The 18,129-nt window shown below is 46.7% G+C and carries 17 protein-coding genes; 2 read left to right on the forward strand and 15 right to left on the reverse strand.

Going from position 1 to position 18,129, the window contains the following annotated elements; all coding sequences use genetic code 11:
* Positions 1–179 precede the first annotated feature (179 nt).
* Positions 180–647 (reverse strand): transcriptional regulator NrdR, encoded by a 468-nt coding sequence (gene nrdR / locus AB4Z30_RS09465; protein ID WP_090920285.1) that lies wholly within the window; start codon positions 645–647, stop codon positions 180–182.
* A 115-nt stretch (positions 648–762) separates the two neighbouring features.
* Here nrdR and AB4Z30_RS09470 point away from each other — a divergent pair, with 115 nt between their 5' ends.
* Positions 763–984 carry an alpha/beta-type small acid-soluble spore protein gene (locus tag AB4Z30_RS09470; RefSeq protein ID WP_017689472.1) on the forward strand — a complete coding sequence of 74 codons (222 nt, stop codon included), beginning with the start codon at positions 763–765 and terminating at the stop codon, positions 982–984.
* 99 nt (positions 985–1,083) lie between these two features.
* Here AB4Z30_RS09470 and AB4Z30_RS09475 read toward each other — a convergent pair whose 3' ends face one another.
* From AB4Z30_RS09475 to AB4Z30_RS09530, 12 genes are all read right to left on the reverse strand, one after another.
* Entirely contained in the window at positions 1,084–1,647 is a 564-nt protein-coding gene (locus AB4Z30_RS09475; RefSeq protein WP_441925580.1) for a lytic transglycosylase domain-containing protein, read from the reverse strand.
* Positions 1,644–2,240 carry a dephospho-CoA kinase gene (gene coaE, locus AB4Z30_RS09480; protein ID WP_441925582.1) on the reverse strand — a complete coding sequence of 199 codons (597 nt, stop codon included), beginning with the start codon at positions 2,238–2,240 and terminating at the stop codon, positions 1,644–1,646. The genes AB4Z30_RS09475 and coaE overlap by 4 nt, the downstream gene beginning before the upstream one ends.
* A 30-nt stretch (positions 2,241–2,270) precedes the next feature.
* Complete coding sequence (locus AB4Z30_RS09485) at positions 2,271–3,035, reverse strand: MntP/YtaF family protein (RefSeq protein ID WP_441925584.1); 765 nt, start codon at positions 3,033–3,035, stop codon at positions 2,271–2,273.
* A 149-nt stretch (positions 3,036–3,184) separates the two neighbouring features.
* Complete coding sequence (gene mutM, locus AB4Z30_RS09490) at positions 3,185–4,012, reverse strand: DNA-formamidopyrimidine glycosylase (protein WP_441925586.1); 828 nt, start codon at positions 4,010–4,012, stop codon at positions 3,185–3,187.
* A gap of 60 nt (positions 4,013–4,072) precedes the next feature.
* Positions 4,073–6,727: a DNA polymerase I gene (polA, locus tag AB4Z30_RS09495; RefSeq protein WP_441925588.1), complete on the reverse strand. Its 2,655-nt coding sequence runs from the start codon at positions 6,725–6,727 to the stop codon at positions 4,073–4,075.
* A 246-nt stretch (positions 6,728–6,973) separates the two neighbouring features.
* Positions 6,974–7,633 (reverse strand): phosphate signaling complex protein PhoU, encoded by a 660-nt coding sequence (phoU, locus tag AB4Z30_RS09500; RefSeq protein WP_441925590.1) that lies wholly within the window; start codon positions 7,631–7,633, stop codon positions 6,974–6,976.
* Positions 7,634–7,697: 64 nt separating this feature from the next.
* Positions 7,698–8,453 (reverse strand): phosphate ABC transporter ATP-binding protein PstB, encoded by a 756-nt coding sequence (gene pstB / locus AB4Z30_RS09505; RefSeq protein ID WP_145329193.1) that lies wholly within the window; start codon positions 8,451–8,453, stop codon positions 7,698–7,700.
* A gap of 248 nt (positions 8,454–8,701) precedes the next feature.
* Positions 8,702–9,898 carry a methyl-accepting chemotaxis protein gene (locus tag AB4Z30_RS09510; RefSeq protein WP_441925592.1) on the reverse strand — a complete coding sequence of 399 codons (1,197 nt, stop codon included), beginning with the start codon at positions 9,896–9,898 and terminating at the stop codon, positions 8,702–8,704.
* A 150-nt stretch (positions 9,899–10,048) separates the two neighbouring features.
* Positions 10,049–10,777, reverse strand: a complete 729-nt coding sequence (locus AB4Z30_RS09515) for a response regulator transcription factor (RefSeq protein WP_090920260.1) — start codon at positions 10,775–10,777, stop codon at positions 10,049–10,051.
* Between the two features lie 138 nt (positions 10,778–10,915).
* Positions 10,916–12,745 carry a two-component system histidine kinase PnpS gene (pnpS, locus tag AB4Z30_RS09520; RefSeq protein ID WP_441925595.1) on the reverse strand — a complete coding sequence of 610 codons (1,830 nt, stop codon included), beginning with the start codon at positions 12,743–12,745 and terminating at the stop codon, positions 10,916–10,918.
* 81 nt (positions 12,746–12,826) lie between these two features.
* Positions 12,827–13,165 carry a cupin domain-containing protein gene (locus AB4Z30_RS09525; RefSeq protein WP_441925597.1) on the reverse strand — a complete coding sequence of 113 codons (339 nt, stop codon included), beginning with the start codon at positions 13,163–13,165 and terminating at the stop codon, positions 12,827–12,829.
* Positions 13,166–13,508: 343 nt separating this feature from the next.
* Positions 13,509–14,381, reverse strand: a complete 873-nt coding sequence (locus tag AB4Z30_RS09530) for an SDR family oxidoreductase (RefSeq protein WP_441925599.1) — start codon at positions 14,379–14,381, stop codon at positions 13,509–13,511.
* A gap of 367 nt (positions 14,382–14,748) precedes the next feature.
* Between AB4Z30_RS09530 and AB4Z30_RS09535 the strand changes: the two genes are divergently transcribed.
* Positions 14,749–16,308 carry a histidine kinase N-terminal 7TM domain-containing protein gene (locus AB4Z30_RS09535; RefSeq protein ID WP_441925601.1) on the forward strand — a complete coding sequence of 520 codons (1,560 nt, stop codon included), beginning with the start codon at positions 14,749–14,751 and terminating at the stop codon, positions 16,306–16,308.
* Positions 16,309–16,602: 294 nt separating this feature from the next.
* Here the strand turns inward: AB4Z30_RS09535 and AB4Z30_RS09540 are convergent, their stop codons facing one another.
* On the reverse strand, positions 16,603–17,016 hold the full coding sequence (locus AB4Z30_RS09540) for a hypothetical protein (RefSeq protein WP_441925850.1): 414 nt from the start codon (positions 17,014–17,016) through the stop codon (positions 16,603–16,605).
* Positions 17,017–17,163: 147 nt separating this feature from the next.
* Positions 17,164–18,105 carry a malate dehydrogenase gene (gene mdh, locus AB4Z30_RS09545; RefSeq protein WP_441925603.1) on the reverse strand — a complete coding sequence of 314 codons (942 nt, stop codon included), beginning with the start codon at positions 18,103–18,105 and terminating at the stop codon, positions 17,164–17,166.
* Positions 18,106–18,129 lie beyond the last annotated feature (24 nt).

Below are 18,129 nucleotides of genomic sequence, written 5' to 3' on the forward strand. Positions count from 1 at the left end.
AATTGCACTGCTAAAATTCATTTTTACAGGCGACTCCTATATCATATAAAATCCCTTCTGGACTGTCAACACTCTTTTCATGCACCGAAATCTTATGGAGAAGAACATTCATGTTACGGGCACATAAGGCACATACCAGATGCAGCTCCGGATTGCTCTTCTCCTTTCCCCCACTACATTTAGTCCTCCAAATCTTCCTTGGACAGCAGTGATTTCAGTTCTTTCATGAACATGTTAATGTCTTTGAACTGGCGGTACACAGAAGCAAATCGTACGTACGCCACTTCATCCACCGGAAACAGCTGCTCCATTAACAGCTCACCAATTTGGCGGCTTTCCACTTCAGCTTCGGCTGTGTTACGTAGTGACTTCTCCACTTCAGATACCATCATCTCCAGCGTTTCTACGGAGACAGGACGTTTCTCACAGGCACGAATCAAACCACGGAGAATTTTGTCACGACTGAATTCTTCCCGGCTGCCATCCTTCTTGATGACGATCAACGGTGTTTCTTCAATCATTTCAAATGTTGTGAATCTTCTCGCGCACTGCTCGCATTCGCGGCGGCGGCGGATGGATTTGGATTCATTGGCTGGTCTGGAGTCCAGCACTTTGGTACCTAAATAACCACAATAAGGACATTTCAACTAAGATCACTTCCCACTTTTACTTTTTACCACATATTCCCTGAGCATATCTTGTAATGAAAATCGCATTCGCGACACATAATACTTTTACCAACCCGCGAGGAGGTGAACAGCAATGGCACAAAGCAACGGTAACTCCAACAACTTGGTCGTAACTAAAGCTTCTGCAGCTCTGGAGCAAATGAAATATGAAGTAGCTCAAGAACTCGGAATCAGCATCCCACAAGATGGATACCAAGGTAACATGACTTCTTACGAGAACGGTTCGATCGGTGGATACATCACGAAGCGTCTGGTAACAATTGCAGAACAGCAATTGGCAGGTCAATACCAATAATTATCTGCATCGTAATACGTTACACAGAGGAGCATAGGGCGGCCGGTACACTACCGGTCTGCTCTGTGCTTCTCCTTATCTCTTTTCCAAGCAATTGCTCTAGAACGTATCGTAGATCTTCACATACTGATTATAATAGTAAATAACCCGTTGTACATAGTGGCGTGTTTCACCAAAAGGAATATCTTTCACCGTTTCAAGAGTTCCATCCCACACACCGTTTTTCAGCCAGCTGCTGACCTTCCCCGGTCCGGCATTATACGCGGCAATCATCACAATTTCGTTGCCGTCGAACTGGTCTGACAGATTCCGCAAATACCATGTCCCCAGTTGGATATTTCGTCCGGGTTCATGTTTCAATTCCTCCAGCGAAGTGTGGGGGATCTTGGCTTGTTCCAAAATCCAGTTCGCCGTATCCGGCATGAGTTGCATCAATCCGATCGCACCACGCTTGGATTCTTTGCTCGTCTTGAAATTGGTCTCTACCCTGATAATAGAGGCGATCAGAAACGGATCAACTTCATAACTCTGAGATTGTGCTCGAATTTCTTCCTTGTATTCAATCGGGTAAAACCATGTCATCCAGTTGCTGTTTAGAAATAACACAAGTACAAAGGAAACAAACATGATTAGCAATACACGTTTTTTACGCAATATTTTCATAACAAGCCCTTATGCGTTAAAAAAGATTGCAATTGCTGCTCCGTCTGCGCCCATGAACCGCTGTTATCAATAACGATATCTGCCCGCTCTTTTTTGCGTTCAATATCCATCTGTGCCGCAATACGCGCTTCCGCATCAGACCGGCTCATCTGGTCCCGACTCATCAGCCGTTCCAGTTGTATCGCTTTCGGGACGTACACAACCATAACTTCTTCAAAACCATTCTCAAGACCCGACTCGTACAGCAATGGAATATCCGATACCACCAGCTTGTCCGGATGGTTCACTTCATATGCAGTAGCTCTCTCTCTCATCTCTTTGCGTATCGCGGGATGAGTGATGGCCTCAAGTGCTTTACGTTCCTCCGGGTGCTGAAAAACAATACTCCCCAACTTCTTCCGATCCAGTGTTCCATCCTCATTCAGTATGGCTTGTCCAAACCGCTGAACAGCGGCAGCCAAAACGGGATGCCCAGGCAACATGACTTCCCGGGCAATAATATCTGCATCAATGAGCAGCGCTCCCTTACTGGCCAGATAGGCGGAAACACTGCTTTTGCCTGTTGCGATTCCGCCCGTTAAGCCTATATTCATCGTCTCACCTCATAACAGCTTTATTACTCCTCAAAACAACTTGAATATTCCCATAATCATTAACAGCAGGGCTGGCAGAATCGAAAGCTTCTGCATCCAGCGCTGTGCTGCAAATCGTAATCCTACTTTCATACCAAGCGAAAGAAACGCTCCACTGAACAATGCAATCACCAGTGCTGTCCACAACGTAGGAAATCCAAGTAACGCCGCACCCAAACCTGCCCCAAAAGCGTCCAGTGACAGCGCAATCCCCAGCCACATCGCTTCCTGTGCAGAGATACTGCCTGAATTATCCATGTCTGCCTTGGACGGACTACGCAGAATTTGAATAACCACACCTAGCTTGCGCAGTTCCAGTGTAAATACCATGCGCTCCACCGATCCATCCGTTGGTGATGGCTGCACTTCCAGGACCATTAATTGATTCTTGCCTCCAGATGTCAGACCCGGCTCTGTAGTCGCTCTTCCTTCTACCAGCTTTTCCTGCGACACTCCAATTTCTGTTTCCTCACGTTCTTTCCCTCGCCGTAGAATCAGTTGCAAGAGCGACCACGCACCGATCACAATCAGAATGACAGCTCCCACAATCGAAGCCACACCTGGCGACACCACATGAGATAATAACACCCCAACCTGCATAGACAATGCAATAACCAATCCCGAGCAAAGTGAAATAATAGCAATGGATAAGAGCGGAATCTTGGTCCTCCGAAGTCCATATGTAATTCCAACTCCGAAACCATCTAAACTCACTGCAAAAGCAAGCGCCAGTAATGAAATAAAATGATGCAGCACCCCGGATTCCTCCCCTGTGCGGTACGTGCCAACTGATGATGTCAGTATGGGTATATGCCCGCTTATTTCTGCCATATCAGTATATGGAGGGAGGAATCCAAGGGTGCTATGATTTCATCATTTCATTGATTCAGTTCTGGTTCGGGAGATCAAAGTCGCTGACAATTCGGGCAAAAATGCGTGCCACGTCCGCCAACAACACTTTTTTCAATCAACGTGCCACATGTATGGCACGGCTCCGCTTTACGGCCATAAATTTTCAGCTGATGCTGGAACATGCCCATCTCGCCTTGTCCATTGACATATGACTTGATCGAGGATCCCCCGGCATTCACCGCATCCTGCAACGTAGCCACAATGGCTTCGTGCAGCACCTCCAGCTGTGCCTCAGTCAGCGTCTTGGCAATCGTCTCGGGATGTATACCTGCACGGAAGAGTGCCTCGTCCACATAAATATTCCCGATCCCGACAACATATGCCTGATTGAGCAAAACGGCTTTGATTTTGGTGGTACGTTTCCCCACTGCTTCAGCAAACGCACTTACGGTAAAAGCTTCATCCAGCGGCTCCAATCCAAGCTTCATGAGCGGTTTCGAAACCAGTTCTTCGCCCGCACTGAACAGATGCATCGTTCCAAACTGACGAACATCCTTGTATCGCAATTCCGTACCATCATTGAAGTGGAAGATGACATGAGTATGTTTCTCTACCTCTTCATTCTGATGGTACACCCCGTAACGTCCCTCCATCCTCAGATGGGAGACCAGCACAAGCCCGTCCAGCAAAATACGTAAAAACTTGCCCCGGCGCTCAACACCAATCACGGTATGTCCTGCCAGTTCCAGTGCAAATGCTTCTATATCATCAGGCCGCTGAATAATCCGCGGCAAATTAACGGTAACATGATCAATGGTTTTGCCTACAATAAGTTGATTCAATGTTCTTTTGACTGTTTCGACTTCCGGTAGTTCCGGCATGATGTTCTCACCTCCCTTATATTATAACGGAAGATGACACTCAGCGGGACCCTTTCTTATCTATTTTGCTTCATACCAGTTCTCACCAAAGCTAACTTCAGCTTTTAGCGGCACCGACAGCGAAAGCGCCTTTTCCATGACTGAAGGTACAAGCTCCTTCATCAGTTCCAGTTCATCTGCCGGCACTTCAAACACGAGCTCATCGTGTACCTGGAGCAGCATACGGCTCTGAAGATTGCGTTCCCGCAGCGCCTCATCCATCTGTACCATCGCCAGCTTAATGATATCAGCCGCAGTACCTTGGATGGGTGTATTCATCGCCGTACGTTCCGCGAAGGAACGCAGATTGAAATTGCTTGCGTTGATTTCGGGAAGATAACGACGACGCTCCAGCAATGTTTTCACATAACCGTCCTGCCGGGCTTCCTTCACGATATCATCCATATAACGACGCACACCCTGGAATACTTCGAAGTATTGATCGATAAACTGTGCCGCTTCTTTCCGCGTAATGTGCAAATTTTGAGAAAGGCCGTAATCACTGATCCCGTATACGATTCCGAAGTTAACCGCCTTGGCAGAACGACGCATATCACTGTCCACATCCTCCGGCTTAACGCCAAAAACATCGGACGCTGTTTTCGTATGGATATCCATATCTTGCACAAAAGCTTCTTTCAACCGCTCATCATCTGAAATATGAGCCAGTACACGCAGCTCAATCTGGGAATAGTCGGCTGCGAGTATAGACCAACCCGGCTCGGACGGTACAAAGACCTTCCGAATTTTGCGCCCTTCCTCCATACGGATCGGAATGTTCTGCAAGTTCGGGAACTGACTGCTCAGTCGTCCTGTTGCTGCAATGGTTTGACGATAGAACGTATGCACCTTGCCATCTCTATCCGATATCTCTTTCAGCAAACCTTCCACATAAGTGGACTGCAGCTTGGCAAGCTGGCGATATTGCAAAATGTGCTGCACCACATCGTTGTAAGGAGCCAGCTTTTCGAGCACCTCCGCGTCGGTGGAGTAGCCTGTTTTTGTTTTTTTCACGACAGGTAGGCCCAGCTTGTCAAATAAAATCTCGCCGAGTTGTCTTGGTGAATTCAGATTAAACTCTGTACCGGACAACTTGTAGATTTCCGCCATCAGCTTGTCGATCTGCCCTTCAAATTCACTACCAAGCGCTTGCAGGTCAGCTGTATTGGCCTTAATGCCCTGCTTCTCCATGTCAGCGAGAATACGGGATAAAGGCATTTCGAGCTCATGGAATAGCGAATTCATCTCATCGCTCTCCAGCGCTTGCTCCTGAAGCGGGATAATCGCAGCCAGCGCAGCAGCTTTCCGGCACAGGAAGTCGCCCAGAACATCCGCATCAGGCACTTTGTATTTAGCGCCTTTACCCAGAACGGTGTCGTCTTCAACCAGTGAAGGCAGCCCATACTTGGACGTCAGCCCACTAATCGTCTGATTCGACTCGGTCGGGTCAAGCAAATAGGCAGCCAGTTGCACGTCAAATGCTGCACCGGCGAATTCAATGCCATGTGCATGCAAAGCCAAATCCACGCGATGCAGATCATATCCACGCTTTGGCTGGTCAGCACTCGCAAGCCATTCTCGCACAGGAGCCGCGGCATCGGACTGTAACAACTCCGGAGATACGAACGTATACTTCTCTTCAGCACCCACAGCAAGGCCAACCAACTTCGCCTGATGCGGATTATCTCCATGGGTCTCTACATGCAACACATCGATCGAACCCAGCACGTCAATCAGTTCAGCCAGGTTATCTTCCGTTGCAATCGTTGATTCAACCTCAGCTGCCGGAACGACCTCTTGCTCGGAAGCGATGCTGCCGCTAAAGGACAAGCGCTCCAGCAACGACTTAAACTCCAGCTTAGCCAGTGCAGGTCCCGCGCTTGCTTCCTTCAATCCATCAAACTGCATGTCCTCCCATGTCTGCTCCAGTGGAACCTCACGGTGTATCGTCGCAAGCTGTTTACTCATTCTTGCATCCTCGGCGTGAGCTTCAATCTTTTCCTTCATCTTGCCCTTCAGTTCACCCGTGCCGTTCAGCACCTCTTCCACCGAACCGAACTGATGCAGCAGCTTCAGCGCAGTTTTCTCCCCGACACCCGGAATACCCGGAATATTATCGGAAGCATCCCCCATCAGACCCTTCAGATCAATAATCTGCAACGGCGTCAGACCGTAACGTTCCTTAATCTGAGCCGGGTCATATAGCTCAATCTCCGTAACCCCTTTACGCGTCAGCCCGATATGTACATGCTCGGAAGCAAGCTGCAGCATATCTTTGTCACCCGATACAACGAGCACCTGTCTACCTGCATCATCCGCTCGTTTAGTTAGCGTTCCGATTATATCATCCGCCTCGAAACCAGCCAGTTCAAACTGTGCAATCCCGAGTCCTTTCAATAATTCTTTAAGCAAAGGGAACTGCTCGGACAATTCCGGCGGTGTTTTCTCCCGTCCACCTTTGTATTCCTGATACCCTTCATGACGGAACGTCACTTTACCCGCATCAAACGCCACCATTACATGTGTAGGCTTGTGTTCTTCCAGCAAGCGCAGCAGCATCGTCGTAAAGCCGTATACCGCGTTCGTATGCAGACCTTTCGAATTCGTCAGGGGAGGCATTGCAAAAAATGCCCGATAAATAATGCTATTTCCATCTATAAGAATAAACTTGTCCATTCCAGCACCTCGCGTATCATATGGTCAGACTGTACTTACATACCTACTCTCATGATACCATACCTGCCACCTACATCAAAAAACTTCACAACCCTTTTCACCACATTTCTTCCGCAAAAAAAGAACCTCCTTCCCAGTCAGCCTGTGCACAGGCCAGCCGGAAGAAAGTTCTCTCATTTCGATCATCAACTCTTATCTTGTATGAACAAATTCATTACTCGTGCAGCAACCTTTACCCAGAATAAATTACTGGTTCAGGTCTGGCCGCTGACCTGTAACCAGATACACCGTGCTCTCGCCAATGTTGGTCGCATGGTCACCGATACGTTCAATGTAACGCCCAACCATCAATAGCAGCATCGCTTGTGATGCATTGGTTGGATGATCTGTCATCAATGTATAGAGATCACGAATCATGTTGCTGTACAACTGATCCACCTGATCATCGGTTTGTGCCATTTTATAGGCCAGATCCGTATTTTCCTTCAGATAGGACTCAATGGATTCATCAATCATGGATTTCACGACTTCCGCCATACGCGGGATATCGACCAACGGCTTAATCAGCTCCTGACCTTCCATACGGATCGTTACCTTCGCCACGTCGAGGGCCAAGTCACCCATACGCTCCAAGTCGCTGGAGATTTTGAAAGCCACGATAATACGTCTTAAATCCTTGGCTACGGGCTGCTGTGTAATAATCAGCTTGGAGCCCAGCTCCATGATTTTGTCCTCAAGGGCATTGAGATTCGCATCATTCTTGATAATGACCTGAGCTTTCTCCACATCCAATGTCTGCAAACTCTCAATCGCACCGTCCAAGGCATTTCCTACATGTTCCCCCATTTGTTTAAGCAGGGTGCGCAGTTCTTCCAGCTCTTGATCAAATTCTTTTCTGCGAATCATAGATTTCATGTCCTCCTTCTCCATCATCTCCGGGTAAGCCGGGATCGTTCCTATTCAGCTCGCCTTAACCAAACCTGCCGGATATATAGTCCTCGGTCCGGGAATCTTGCGGTGTGGAGAATAACGTCTCCGTATCAGCTGCCTCCACCACTTCACCATTCAGGAAAAACACCGTACGTCCAGATACTCGCGCTGCCTGGTGCATGTTATGCGTAACCATGACGATGGTATATTTATGATGCAACTCTTTGACCAATTCCTCGATTTTCAGCGTGGAGATCGGGTCCAGCGCCGAAGTTGCTTCGTCCATCAGCAACACATCCGGTTGTACAGCCAGTGCACGTGCGATACACAGACGTTGTTGCTGTCCACCAGACAGACTCAATGCCGATTTTTTCAGCACATCCTTCACTTCATCCCACAGTGCCGCATGAACCAGGCTCTGTTCGACGAGTTGATCCAGCTCTGCCTTTTGGGTTACACCGTGCAGACGCGGTCCATACGCTACATTGTCATAGATAGATTTGGGGAAAGGATTCGGTTGTTGGAATACCATTCCTACCCGTTTCCGTAGCGTCTCCACCTCAATTTCATTGCTATAAATATCCGAACCGTTCAGCATAACTTGTCCTTCCACGCGAACACCCGGAATCATGTCATTCATCCGGTTCAGTGTGCGGAGCAATGTGGATTTACCGCAGCCAGACGGCCCGATAAACGCCGTAACGGTTTTCTCCGGCAAATCCATCGATATATTTTTAAGCGCGTGATGCGTATCATAGTATAAATTAAGTCCATCAATGTGAATGAGGTCTTTCATGGATGCTCACTTCTCCTTCGCTACAGGGATCATCGGATTCCCTTTACGTTGAGACCGGCGTTCGTATTCTCTAGCAATCAGCACAGTCATCTTTAATATCCTAACGTAACATTGTAAAAACAGTACGACCTTCATGTTAACGGAATGTAAAAACACCTGAAGAAGACCTAGGCCGCTATGATCAAAGCCCAGGTCTCTCTTTTTTCTTTTCGCATTTTCGCTATACTGTGCCTCGGTTGTGCTTTAATTCATAACTCGGAATGATCCGTAATCATGGCTTTTAGCTTCAACTGAATATTCTCCGCAACCCTACCCGCTTCCCCGCCTTCGGTAGCGATGGTTTCAACAATGCAGGACAACGCATTTACTGCACGGTTTAACTTTCCGAATGTCGCTGCTCCTTCCTTCACATACACCGCACTGTCATCGATCTCCGTCCCGCTTGACTGAATGAGAGATACCGTCTGTTGGGTTAAACTCTCAATTTCCTGAAGCAATATTGTCATGTTACCTGCAACTTCGCGTGTCTGCTTGGCGAGGGCTCGGATCTCTCCGGCCACGATCTGGAACCCTCTTCCATATTCTCCGGCGTGAGCAGCCTCAATCGATGCATTTAAAGCCAGAAGTCCGCTCTGATCCGCGAGCGTTCGAATAGAACGCGCCATCCCCGCACCCGTTTTAATGAATTCGAGCATCTGACTTGCGTGTTTGCCCTGATCTCCCATATGCTCATGAACCTGAAGGTAGGAAGACTCGACTTGATGCAAACGGCCTTCTCCCTCATTCGATAAAAGAATAACTTGCCCAGCTTCTCGTACAGTTTGATGCGCAGCTTGAACCAGTTTGGTTACGGCCTCATGGATGCGTGAAATTTCCTGTCCACTCTCCGTCACGGTGCATATCCGGTCTGCGGATGCCTTCTGCTGCAGCTTACGGGAAAGCGACATCACATCACGTATGGTGAGCACACCAAGCAAGCGATCCTTTTCCGTTACAAGCAGGCAATCATAGAAATGATCCTCATCCCGCCGAAGTGCGGCATCAATAATGGCTGCTGGTTCCATATGTATATCTACAATAACCGGTGATGCGTTAGCTGCATTCACAACCGGTTTACGATAAAATAAGTCCGCGGCGAACCTTCCGTTTAATAAACGATATAAGGTCTCCCGCATCAATATTCCCGTCGGTTTCATGTGTTCATCACAGAGCACAACACACGGGTGTTCTAGTCCATCACTCAGCATAGCTGCTGCTTCTCCGCAGGTAGTATCTCCCTTTGCTACGGGCACCTGACGGAAATATTCGTACAATGATACGGCATGCTCATCCTGAATTTTACTCACTGTTTCGTCTGGTTCCAAGTCAGGCATAACAGATGATTGTTCCTCTTTTTGTAAATCAGCATTTAAATTCTCAGGTCTAGCTTCTAACAAAGTGGGCATATTTACACATTCTCCTCTACGTGTTAGCTCCGCCCTAAGGTGGGATTATAGGTACAAAGTATCACTTGGATAACATCATCCTACTCCCCATAAATGAAGAAAAATCTTCCTTTGTGTAAAATGTACGTAAAAATAAAACTCCCCGATCATTTAGCTAGAATGATGGGGAGTTTTTCTTTTGACAACCAATTTATAACCTACACCACGGATGGAATCAATATGAACGGATTCAGGATCAAGCTCCAGCTTTTTGCGTAATGAACTGACGTGTACATCTACGGTTCGCTGGCCTCCGATATAATCGAAACCCCAGACCGCATTCATCAGGTCATCCCGAGTCAGCACAACTCCGGGTTTTTTAGCGAGATATAACAGGACTTCGAACTCCTTCGGACGCAGGCTGATCGATTGTCCACCCAAAGTCACTTCATACTTCAACGGATAAATTTCAAGTTCGCCAAGAATAATGCGTGAGCCGTCTTTATCTTCAGGCTGCGGCAGATCATCGCCATTGGAATAACGTCTGAGTACCGCATCTACCCGTGCCAAGAGCTCGGATACACCAAAAGGTTTCGTAATATAATCATCCGCACCCGATTTCAAGCCTTGTACAACCTCGGCTTCACCGTTCTTCGCCGTAAGGATAATGACAGGTGTACTTACCCCTTGAATACGCAGTTTGTTCAGAATATCCAGACCATTCATGCCTGGCAGCATCAAGTCCAGTAAAATCAAATCGAAATCCTGGGACAAGGCCCGGTCATATCCTGCTGACCCATGGTCCTCAGCCGTTACGTCATACCCTTCTTGTGTCAGGTTATACGTAAGTAATCTCGATAATGTCGGTTCATCTTCAATAACCAGCAAACGCTGTGCCATGATACCCCTTCTCTCTTCATAGGTTGTCTGTTGCCACAACACTTTTTCTATCATAGCACTAATTTGTTAACGCTGTGTAAAGCAAAAGACTCATTTTACATTTTGCTTCTATACGCCTACATTTCTTCCCGAAGTAAACTAGATTTCTTCCTCCTGAATTAATGGTAGGGTGACACGGAAGGTGCTTCCCATGCCCAGTTCACTATCAACCGTCACCTTTCCGTGGTGCAGCTCCACCAAGTGTTTAACAATAGAGAGTCCAAGTCCCGTGCCTCCGGAATTACGTGACCTGCCTTTATCCACACGGTAGAAACGTTCAAAGATTCGCGGCAGATCCTTCTTGGGTATGCCAATCCCCGTATCGGACACCGAGAAAACAACCTGTTCTTCCTCGCTTGTCTGATCCATCTTTACTTGGAGTTTCACTCTTCCACCCTCAGGCGTATAGTTAATGCCATTCGATAAAAGATTAATGAAAATCTGCTTCATTTTATCCTCATCCGCTTCGATATACAGTTCCTCAGGTACATTCATTTCCAGACGAATCTGCTTTTTCTCCGCCACCTTGGACAAGGTTCCCAGCACCATTTCGAAGAACGAGTGCACATGTACAGGAGAGCATTCCAGAGGTGCACGTTTGGATTCAATCTTGGATAACTCCAAAATATCTCCAATTAAGCGATTTAGCCGGTCACCTTCATCATAAATAATTTGCAGGAAAGAACGTTCCGTTTCCTTATCCTGTACACCACCGCTGAGCAAGGTTTCTGCGAAACCCTTAACCGCTGCCACAGGTGTTTTGAGTTCATGAGAGACATTTGCTACAAATTCGCTACGCATGGATTCCAATCGACGAATCGCGCTTACATCCTGCAAAAGGAACAACATTCCTCGATATCCACCATTGTCTTCTGACATGGGTACACCATCAAGCCTTATCAACCGTTCTTCCGGGTTAAAAACACTCACTTCTTCATGCATACGTTCCTGTAAAGCCACACTCTCTTCAATCGTGCGTGTCAGCTCGTAATGCCGCTTAAGTTCCGTGTAAGGTCTCCCTGTAACTTTTACGGCCTGAATGCCGAGCATACGCTCTGCTTCCCGGTTAACCAGAGCTATCGATTGCGTTGCATCAATCATGACAATCCCGCCAGTCATATTCGCCAAGACACTTTGGAGCAATGCTTCATTGTCTCGAATCGTTTTGAGCTGAGACTGCAGACTGTCTGCCATACCGTTAATCGCCAGACCCAACTGGCCGATCTCGTCCCTGCGTGTAACTTTTACTCTGGCATCATACTCCAGCTTTGTAATTCGGTGTGCCACTTTGGTGATATGCTCAATGGGCGATGTTAACCCTCTAGCTACCCGGTAACTGACAAAGGCCACAATGAGAAAAAGCAGGCCGAGAGCAGCAAACATAATCATCCACCCGCGTTGCAGTCCTTGGTCCACCGCTTGCAAACTCATAGACAGCCGAATAAAACCGTCGAATTTGCCACTTGGCATTTCAATCATGTCACTTTGATCCGAATTAACAGGCAGCGCGACATACAGCATGTCCTGCCCTAACGTTGCACTATATCGGATGGACTGTCCAAAAGTCCCTTCCGTAGCCGTCCGGATCTCTTCCCGGTTCAAGTGATTATCCATTGTTGCAGGATCGCTCTCGGAATCGCCAATGACTATGCCGTCTTTATTGATGAAGGTTACCCTCGAGTCTGTCAGACGATCCAGTTCCAGCGCCCGATCCGAATAATACTTCCGTGTTTCTGATGATGTCGGATTCGAAGCATCATGAAACGGGAACGTTGCTTTTAACAAATTAATTTCACGCACCATCGTTTGTTCCAGTGCGGCAATATGAGTAGTCTTGAAAACTCTGCCCATCGTGTATCCGGCTACAATGACGGATACGCCAATGAGCACCATCATAATCAGTGCCAAGCGGATGCGAAACGGTCTCATTTATCTCTTCCTTCTGTTATATTTTAATCCGTCGAACAAGACAATTTACATAACCACTCCGATGACAGAATAACCTTTCAATCACTGCTCGGTGCGATCACCGCGTGTTGTTGGATGTGAAATGACAAGAAATTCTACATCTGCCGCACTTCGATTTTGCATCTGATGGGGGACACCCGGTGGAATCTCAATGCCTTCGTGCGCTTCCAATATTATGATTTCTCCATCAAGCTCCATACATGCCTCACCGCTAAGAACAAAAAAGAACTGACGGCTCTTCGTATGTAAATGTCTTGTTTCCGTCGTACCTGYAGGCATTCGCTCATGAATCACACTAAGTGTTTCGCCTTGAACAAGATGCCAGCCATCACACTGTGCTCCCCATATATAATGTACTGCGTCCTGTTTGCTAATTTTCATAGGAGTGCCTCCCGAATATTTTATCCGGTCTATCATATCACATATAATGAGATATCTTTCCATGTAAAATGAGCAATAAGTCTGCCTTCTTCCCGTCTGACTCACTCCATTGCTTTATAGTCAGACCTGTATAAAGTATCATAGATATATCAGCGCAGATGCAGACTTTTGTAAATCGCATCTTACAATAGGACTTAACTTCCCTCCCTTGTCCTGAATCCTTTCATATTTCGGAAAATAGAAACAAAGAAAGACGAATCGCTATCATACTTTAGCGTTCCGTCTTTCTCGATACACCCCGTACCCTTTCCGCCTGAGAAACTTCAATAGCACGGGTCATTACTTATCCGTTAACGACTTCGCCGCCATTCACATGCATCACTTGTCCACTTACATAAGAGGAGTCATCAGACGCAAGATACACATAAGCTGGTGCCAATTCATCGGGCTGTCCTGGACGTTTCATCGGCTGTGTTGCTCCGAATTCGCTTACTTTCTTCTCATCGAATGTCGAAGGAATGAGTGGTGTCCAGATCGGACCAGGGGCTACGGCATTCACACGAATCCCTTTTTCAATCAGATTCATCGATAAAGAGCGGGTAAATGACGTAATCGCCCCTTTGGTAGAGGAATAATCCAGCAGTGTCGGGCTTCCTCGATAAGCGGTAATGGAGGTCGTATTAATGATTGTATTTCCTTGTTTCAGATGTGGCATAGCAGCCTGTGTTACATAAAACATACCAAAGATGTTGGTGCGGAACGTTTTCTCCAGTTGCTCTGGCGTGATATCTTCCAGATTCTGCTGCGGATGCTGTTCAGCCGCATTGTTAACCACAATATCAAGTTTTCCGAGCTCATCCACCGTCTCCTGAACACTTTTCTTCGCGAAATTCACATCACCGATGTCACCTGCAATGAGGATACACTTACGCCCTTCCTGTTCCACCTGGCGTTTCGTTTCCTTGGCATCCTCATGCTCGCTCAAATATACAATCGCCACATCGGCGCCTTCCTTCGCATACGTCACGGCAACAGCCCGTCCAATGCCGCTGTCCCCTCCAGTGATCAGAGCCACCTTGTCCATTAGTTTACCAGCCGCCTTGTACTCAGGTTTCTCAAATTCCGGTTTTGGGGTCATCTCGGACTCGATCCCTGGACGCTGATCCTGATGCTGTGCAGGCATCGTTTTTTGATTTTGCTGAGTCGTGCTTGGCATTGTACATTCTCCTTTCGAATTAAACATGCTGGAAGTTAGAAAACTCGGATACAAATCATATCCTTACTTGTTTTTCGTTCCTCCTAAGTCTCACTCTCTAGGATGGCATGAACAGATCAGATTATTCTTCTACGTATTCGGAGCAGTGATCATTCCATATGCTTTTGCATTGTTACTTACCACTTTTATGGAAATTCAAACGACAAGTTTACGAATAGATTTCAAACATGTCTAAGCAACGTCTGTTTACTTTTTTTATAATTCCACCTTTTTCATGTTTCAAAGCGTATTCCTAAGCAGCGGGGGCTGATGTACAATGGAAAATATACACGATGATTATAATTTAATTCGACATGGAGATCTGAACATGGAATCGCATATTAATTCATACATCACACTTGTGACTACTTCAGCCGTTCTGAACTTGTTTCTGTGTATGTATACGTATTTCAGAAGAGCGCATTTTCCAAATGCCAGCATCTTCATACTGTACACTGCTTCCCTTTCGGTCTACACTTTCGGATATGCGATCGGTCTCGCCAGTAATACACTTGAACAGATGAAGTTCTGGAATATCGTTCAGTATATTGGCATGCCTGTCTCGGCTCCACTTGGTCTGATTTTAATGATTCGATACACCGGGAAAAAGTTGTCCAAATGGCTGACGACAGCGCTGTTCATCATTCCTTCCATCACAGTTTTTCTCGTTTCTACGAATGATTGGCACCACCTTTATTACAAAAGAGTGTGGCTGCGTGAGGACAGCACCATCCCTGTCATGGCGATGGATATCGGACAATGGTATGTTGTGCACGGTGCATTCACCTTCTCCTGTCTATTATGTGCTGGCCTTATATTAATCGCACAATGGCGGCACACCAAAAAGATGTATCGTCGTCAACTGCTTACGCTGATTGTTTCGCAAATTATTCCGATGGTTGCTGCATTCGTGTATCTGCTCGGCTTGACCCCGTCTGGTTTAGACCCTGTTCCTGTTCTGATGTGTGTCACATCTGCCATGTATATTTGGGCTATTCTGTCCTCTCGTCTGCTAACCATTGTTCCGATTGCGAAAGATAGCATTTTTGAGAGCATGCGTGAAGGAGTTCTCGTGCTGGACAGTTCATATCGTCTCGTTGATTTCAACCGATCGCTCCGGCTTATGTTGCCTGATATTCAAACAACGATGGTTGGCCAACCCCTGAATGACATATGGCTCAGACTTGCAGGAGAAACCTTTCCTGTTGAATACGACAGAGAAGGACTGCAAACAGACCTTTACTGGCAGTTAAGTGGTGAAACCGTCTGTTACCAGGTCAGAACATCGTATGTATTCAATAGTAGCAATGCGGTTGTAGGTATTCTTATTATGTTAATTGATATTACCGAACAACGCTTTTTACAGGAACAGCTGAAGCAGCTAGCTTATTACGATGGATTAACCAAGATTTACAATCGGACTCAATTTTTGAACAAAGGCAGGGAATTGCTTCAGGAAGCCCTGCTTAACCATCGTCCAATCTCATTTATATTGTTTGATGTTGACCACTTTAAACGAATCAACGACACGTACGGACATGATGTCGGCGATCAGGCCCTCATTCACGTTGTAACTGTGTGCAGTAGCTATCTGAACAGTGGGATGTCATTTGCCCGTTATGGAGGAGAAGAATTCGTTATTGCCTTGCCAAACAATACGCTCCAACAAGCTTATAATCTCGCGGAAAAGTTGCGAATTGCATTGTTGAATCAACCGCTCGACGTAGAAGGCGAGCCCGTTTATCTCACATCCAGCTTTGGCGTATCCCAAACCGGCAGTGAGTCGGATACGCTGGAATCATTACTCCGTGACGCCGATCATGCCCTGTATGAGTCTAAGCGGAATGGTCGAAATGCTGTGCGTATGCACGCTGGAAGTATTAGTTAATTGAGCACTTTCATTGCAGGCATGTCTATGCCGTTGTATTACGTTCTGATACCTGGAAAAGTTATAAACAAAACTAAAGAGACAGCCCCTAACAGGAGGCTGTCTCTTTAGTTTTACCAGTTTGAACTATTCAATTAAGTTCATGCTATGGGACTTACGCCACAGCTTTCGAAGGCAAGCTCGTTTACTGAACCAGCGCCTTGATGTTGCTCTAACCGCTTGTCCTGAATAGGTGCAAACGCTTTACCTTAAGATCATAGACCATCTGTGATCGATGAATCTATATGAGTTATTTTAGAACATTGTTCTTTCTACCATGAGATACACCATGATGAGCAAGAACACCGCAAGTAATGTACTGAACATACGAATTTTGCTTTGGTACGGTGTCACATCTTTATTATTTTTCACACCTTCTGCTGCAAGACGCAACGGTTTACCCATAATTCCGCCAATGGCTGCAATAGCCAGAAGCAGTACTACGACAACAGCCATCCAGATATGGGAGTAACTACCCTTGGTCATCAGATAACCACCTGTAAGAAGCTGGATAATTAGTGCATACTGCGCAACTTTGTTTAACGAACGAAGTGACGCGAATGCTCCCTCCTGTGCTGGTAAGCTCAATGTGCGAATTTTACCGACCACAAATGGTAGAATCAGATAAAATCCCATGGCCAGTGCTCCGACGATATGGAGCAAATACATAATCATTGTCAAAATTTTCATCCTCCTCRACATTTTCGCTGTGCTGTATATCACATTTTATTATACTGGGGAACTTATCCAAAGAAAAGAAAACCTCCGCGTTTACGGAGGTTTTCTCACTTTTTATGTTCAAAAAGTCTTCAAAACTTAAATATTAACGATTGAAATGACGTTACGCACCGAATCTGCAGACGTATCAAGCGCCGCTTTTTCTTCGGCTGTCAATTCCAGTTCGAAAATCTTCTCAATTCCGTTGCCTCCCAGAATGGTTGGCACACCGAGGAACAGATCTTGATATCCGTACTCACCTTCAAGGTAAGCGATAACCGGAATAATGCGTTTTTTGTCCTTCAAAATAGCCTCCGTCATCTGAACCAGTGAAGCTGCCGGAGCATAGTATGCACTGCCATTACCCAGCAGATTAACAATCTCACCGCCGCCTACACGGGTACGTTGCACAATCGCATCAATGCGATCCGCCGGGATCAGGGTATCGATTGGAATACCGCCTACACTCGAATAACGAACGAGCGGTACCATATCGTCACCGTGACCACCCAGCACAAAGCCACGTACGTCTTCTACGGATACATTTAACTCCTGCGCAATGAACGTGCAGTAACGGGCCGTGTCGAGCACACCCGACTGTCCGATCACGCGGTTTTTAGGAAAACCGAGTGTCTGATACGCTGCATAAGTCATTGCATCCACCGGGTTGCTCAGAATAATGACAATGGAATCAGGGCAATATTTTTTCACATTTTCACACACGGACTTCACGATACCTGCATTCGTATTAACCAGATCGTCACGGCTCATGCCCGGTTTGCGGGCAATTCCAGCTGTAATGATCACAATCTCCGAACCAGCTGTATCCTCATAGTTGGAAGTTCCCACGATATGGCTGTCGAACCCTTGCACAGGGCTAGCCTCCAGCAGATCGAGTGCCTTACCCTTGGTCGGATTCTCCAGTTGAGGAATATCAACCAGTACAACATCCCCGAGTTCCTTCTGGGCAAGCATCAGTGCAGTTGTGGCACCGGTAAAACCGGCACCAACGACTGTGATTTTTTTGCGCTGAATAGTCACGATTCACATCTCCCCTTACAGGTT

Source organism: Paenibacillus sp. 2TAF8 (assembly GCF_052114825.1).
GTDB lineage: Bacteria > Bacillota > Bacilli > Paenibacillales > Paenibacillaceae > Paenibacillus.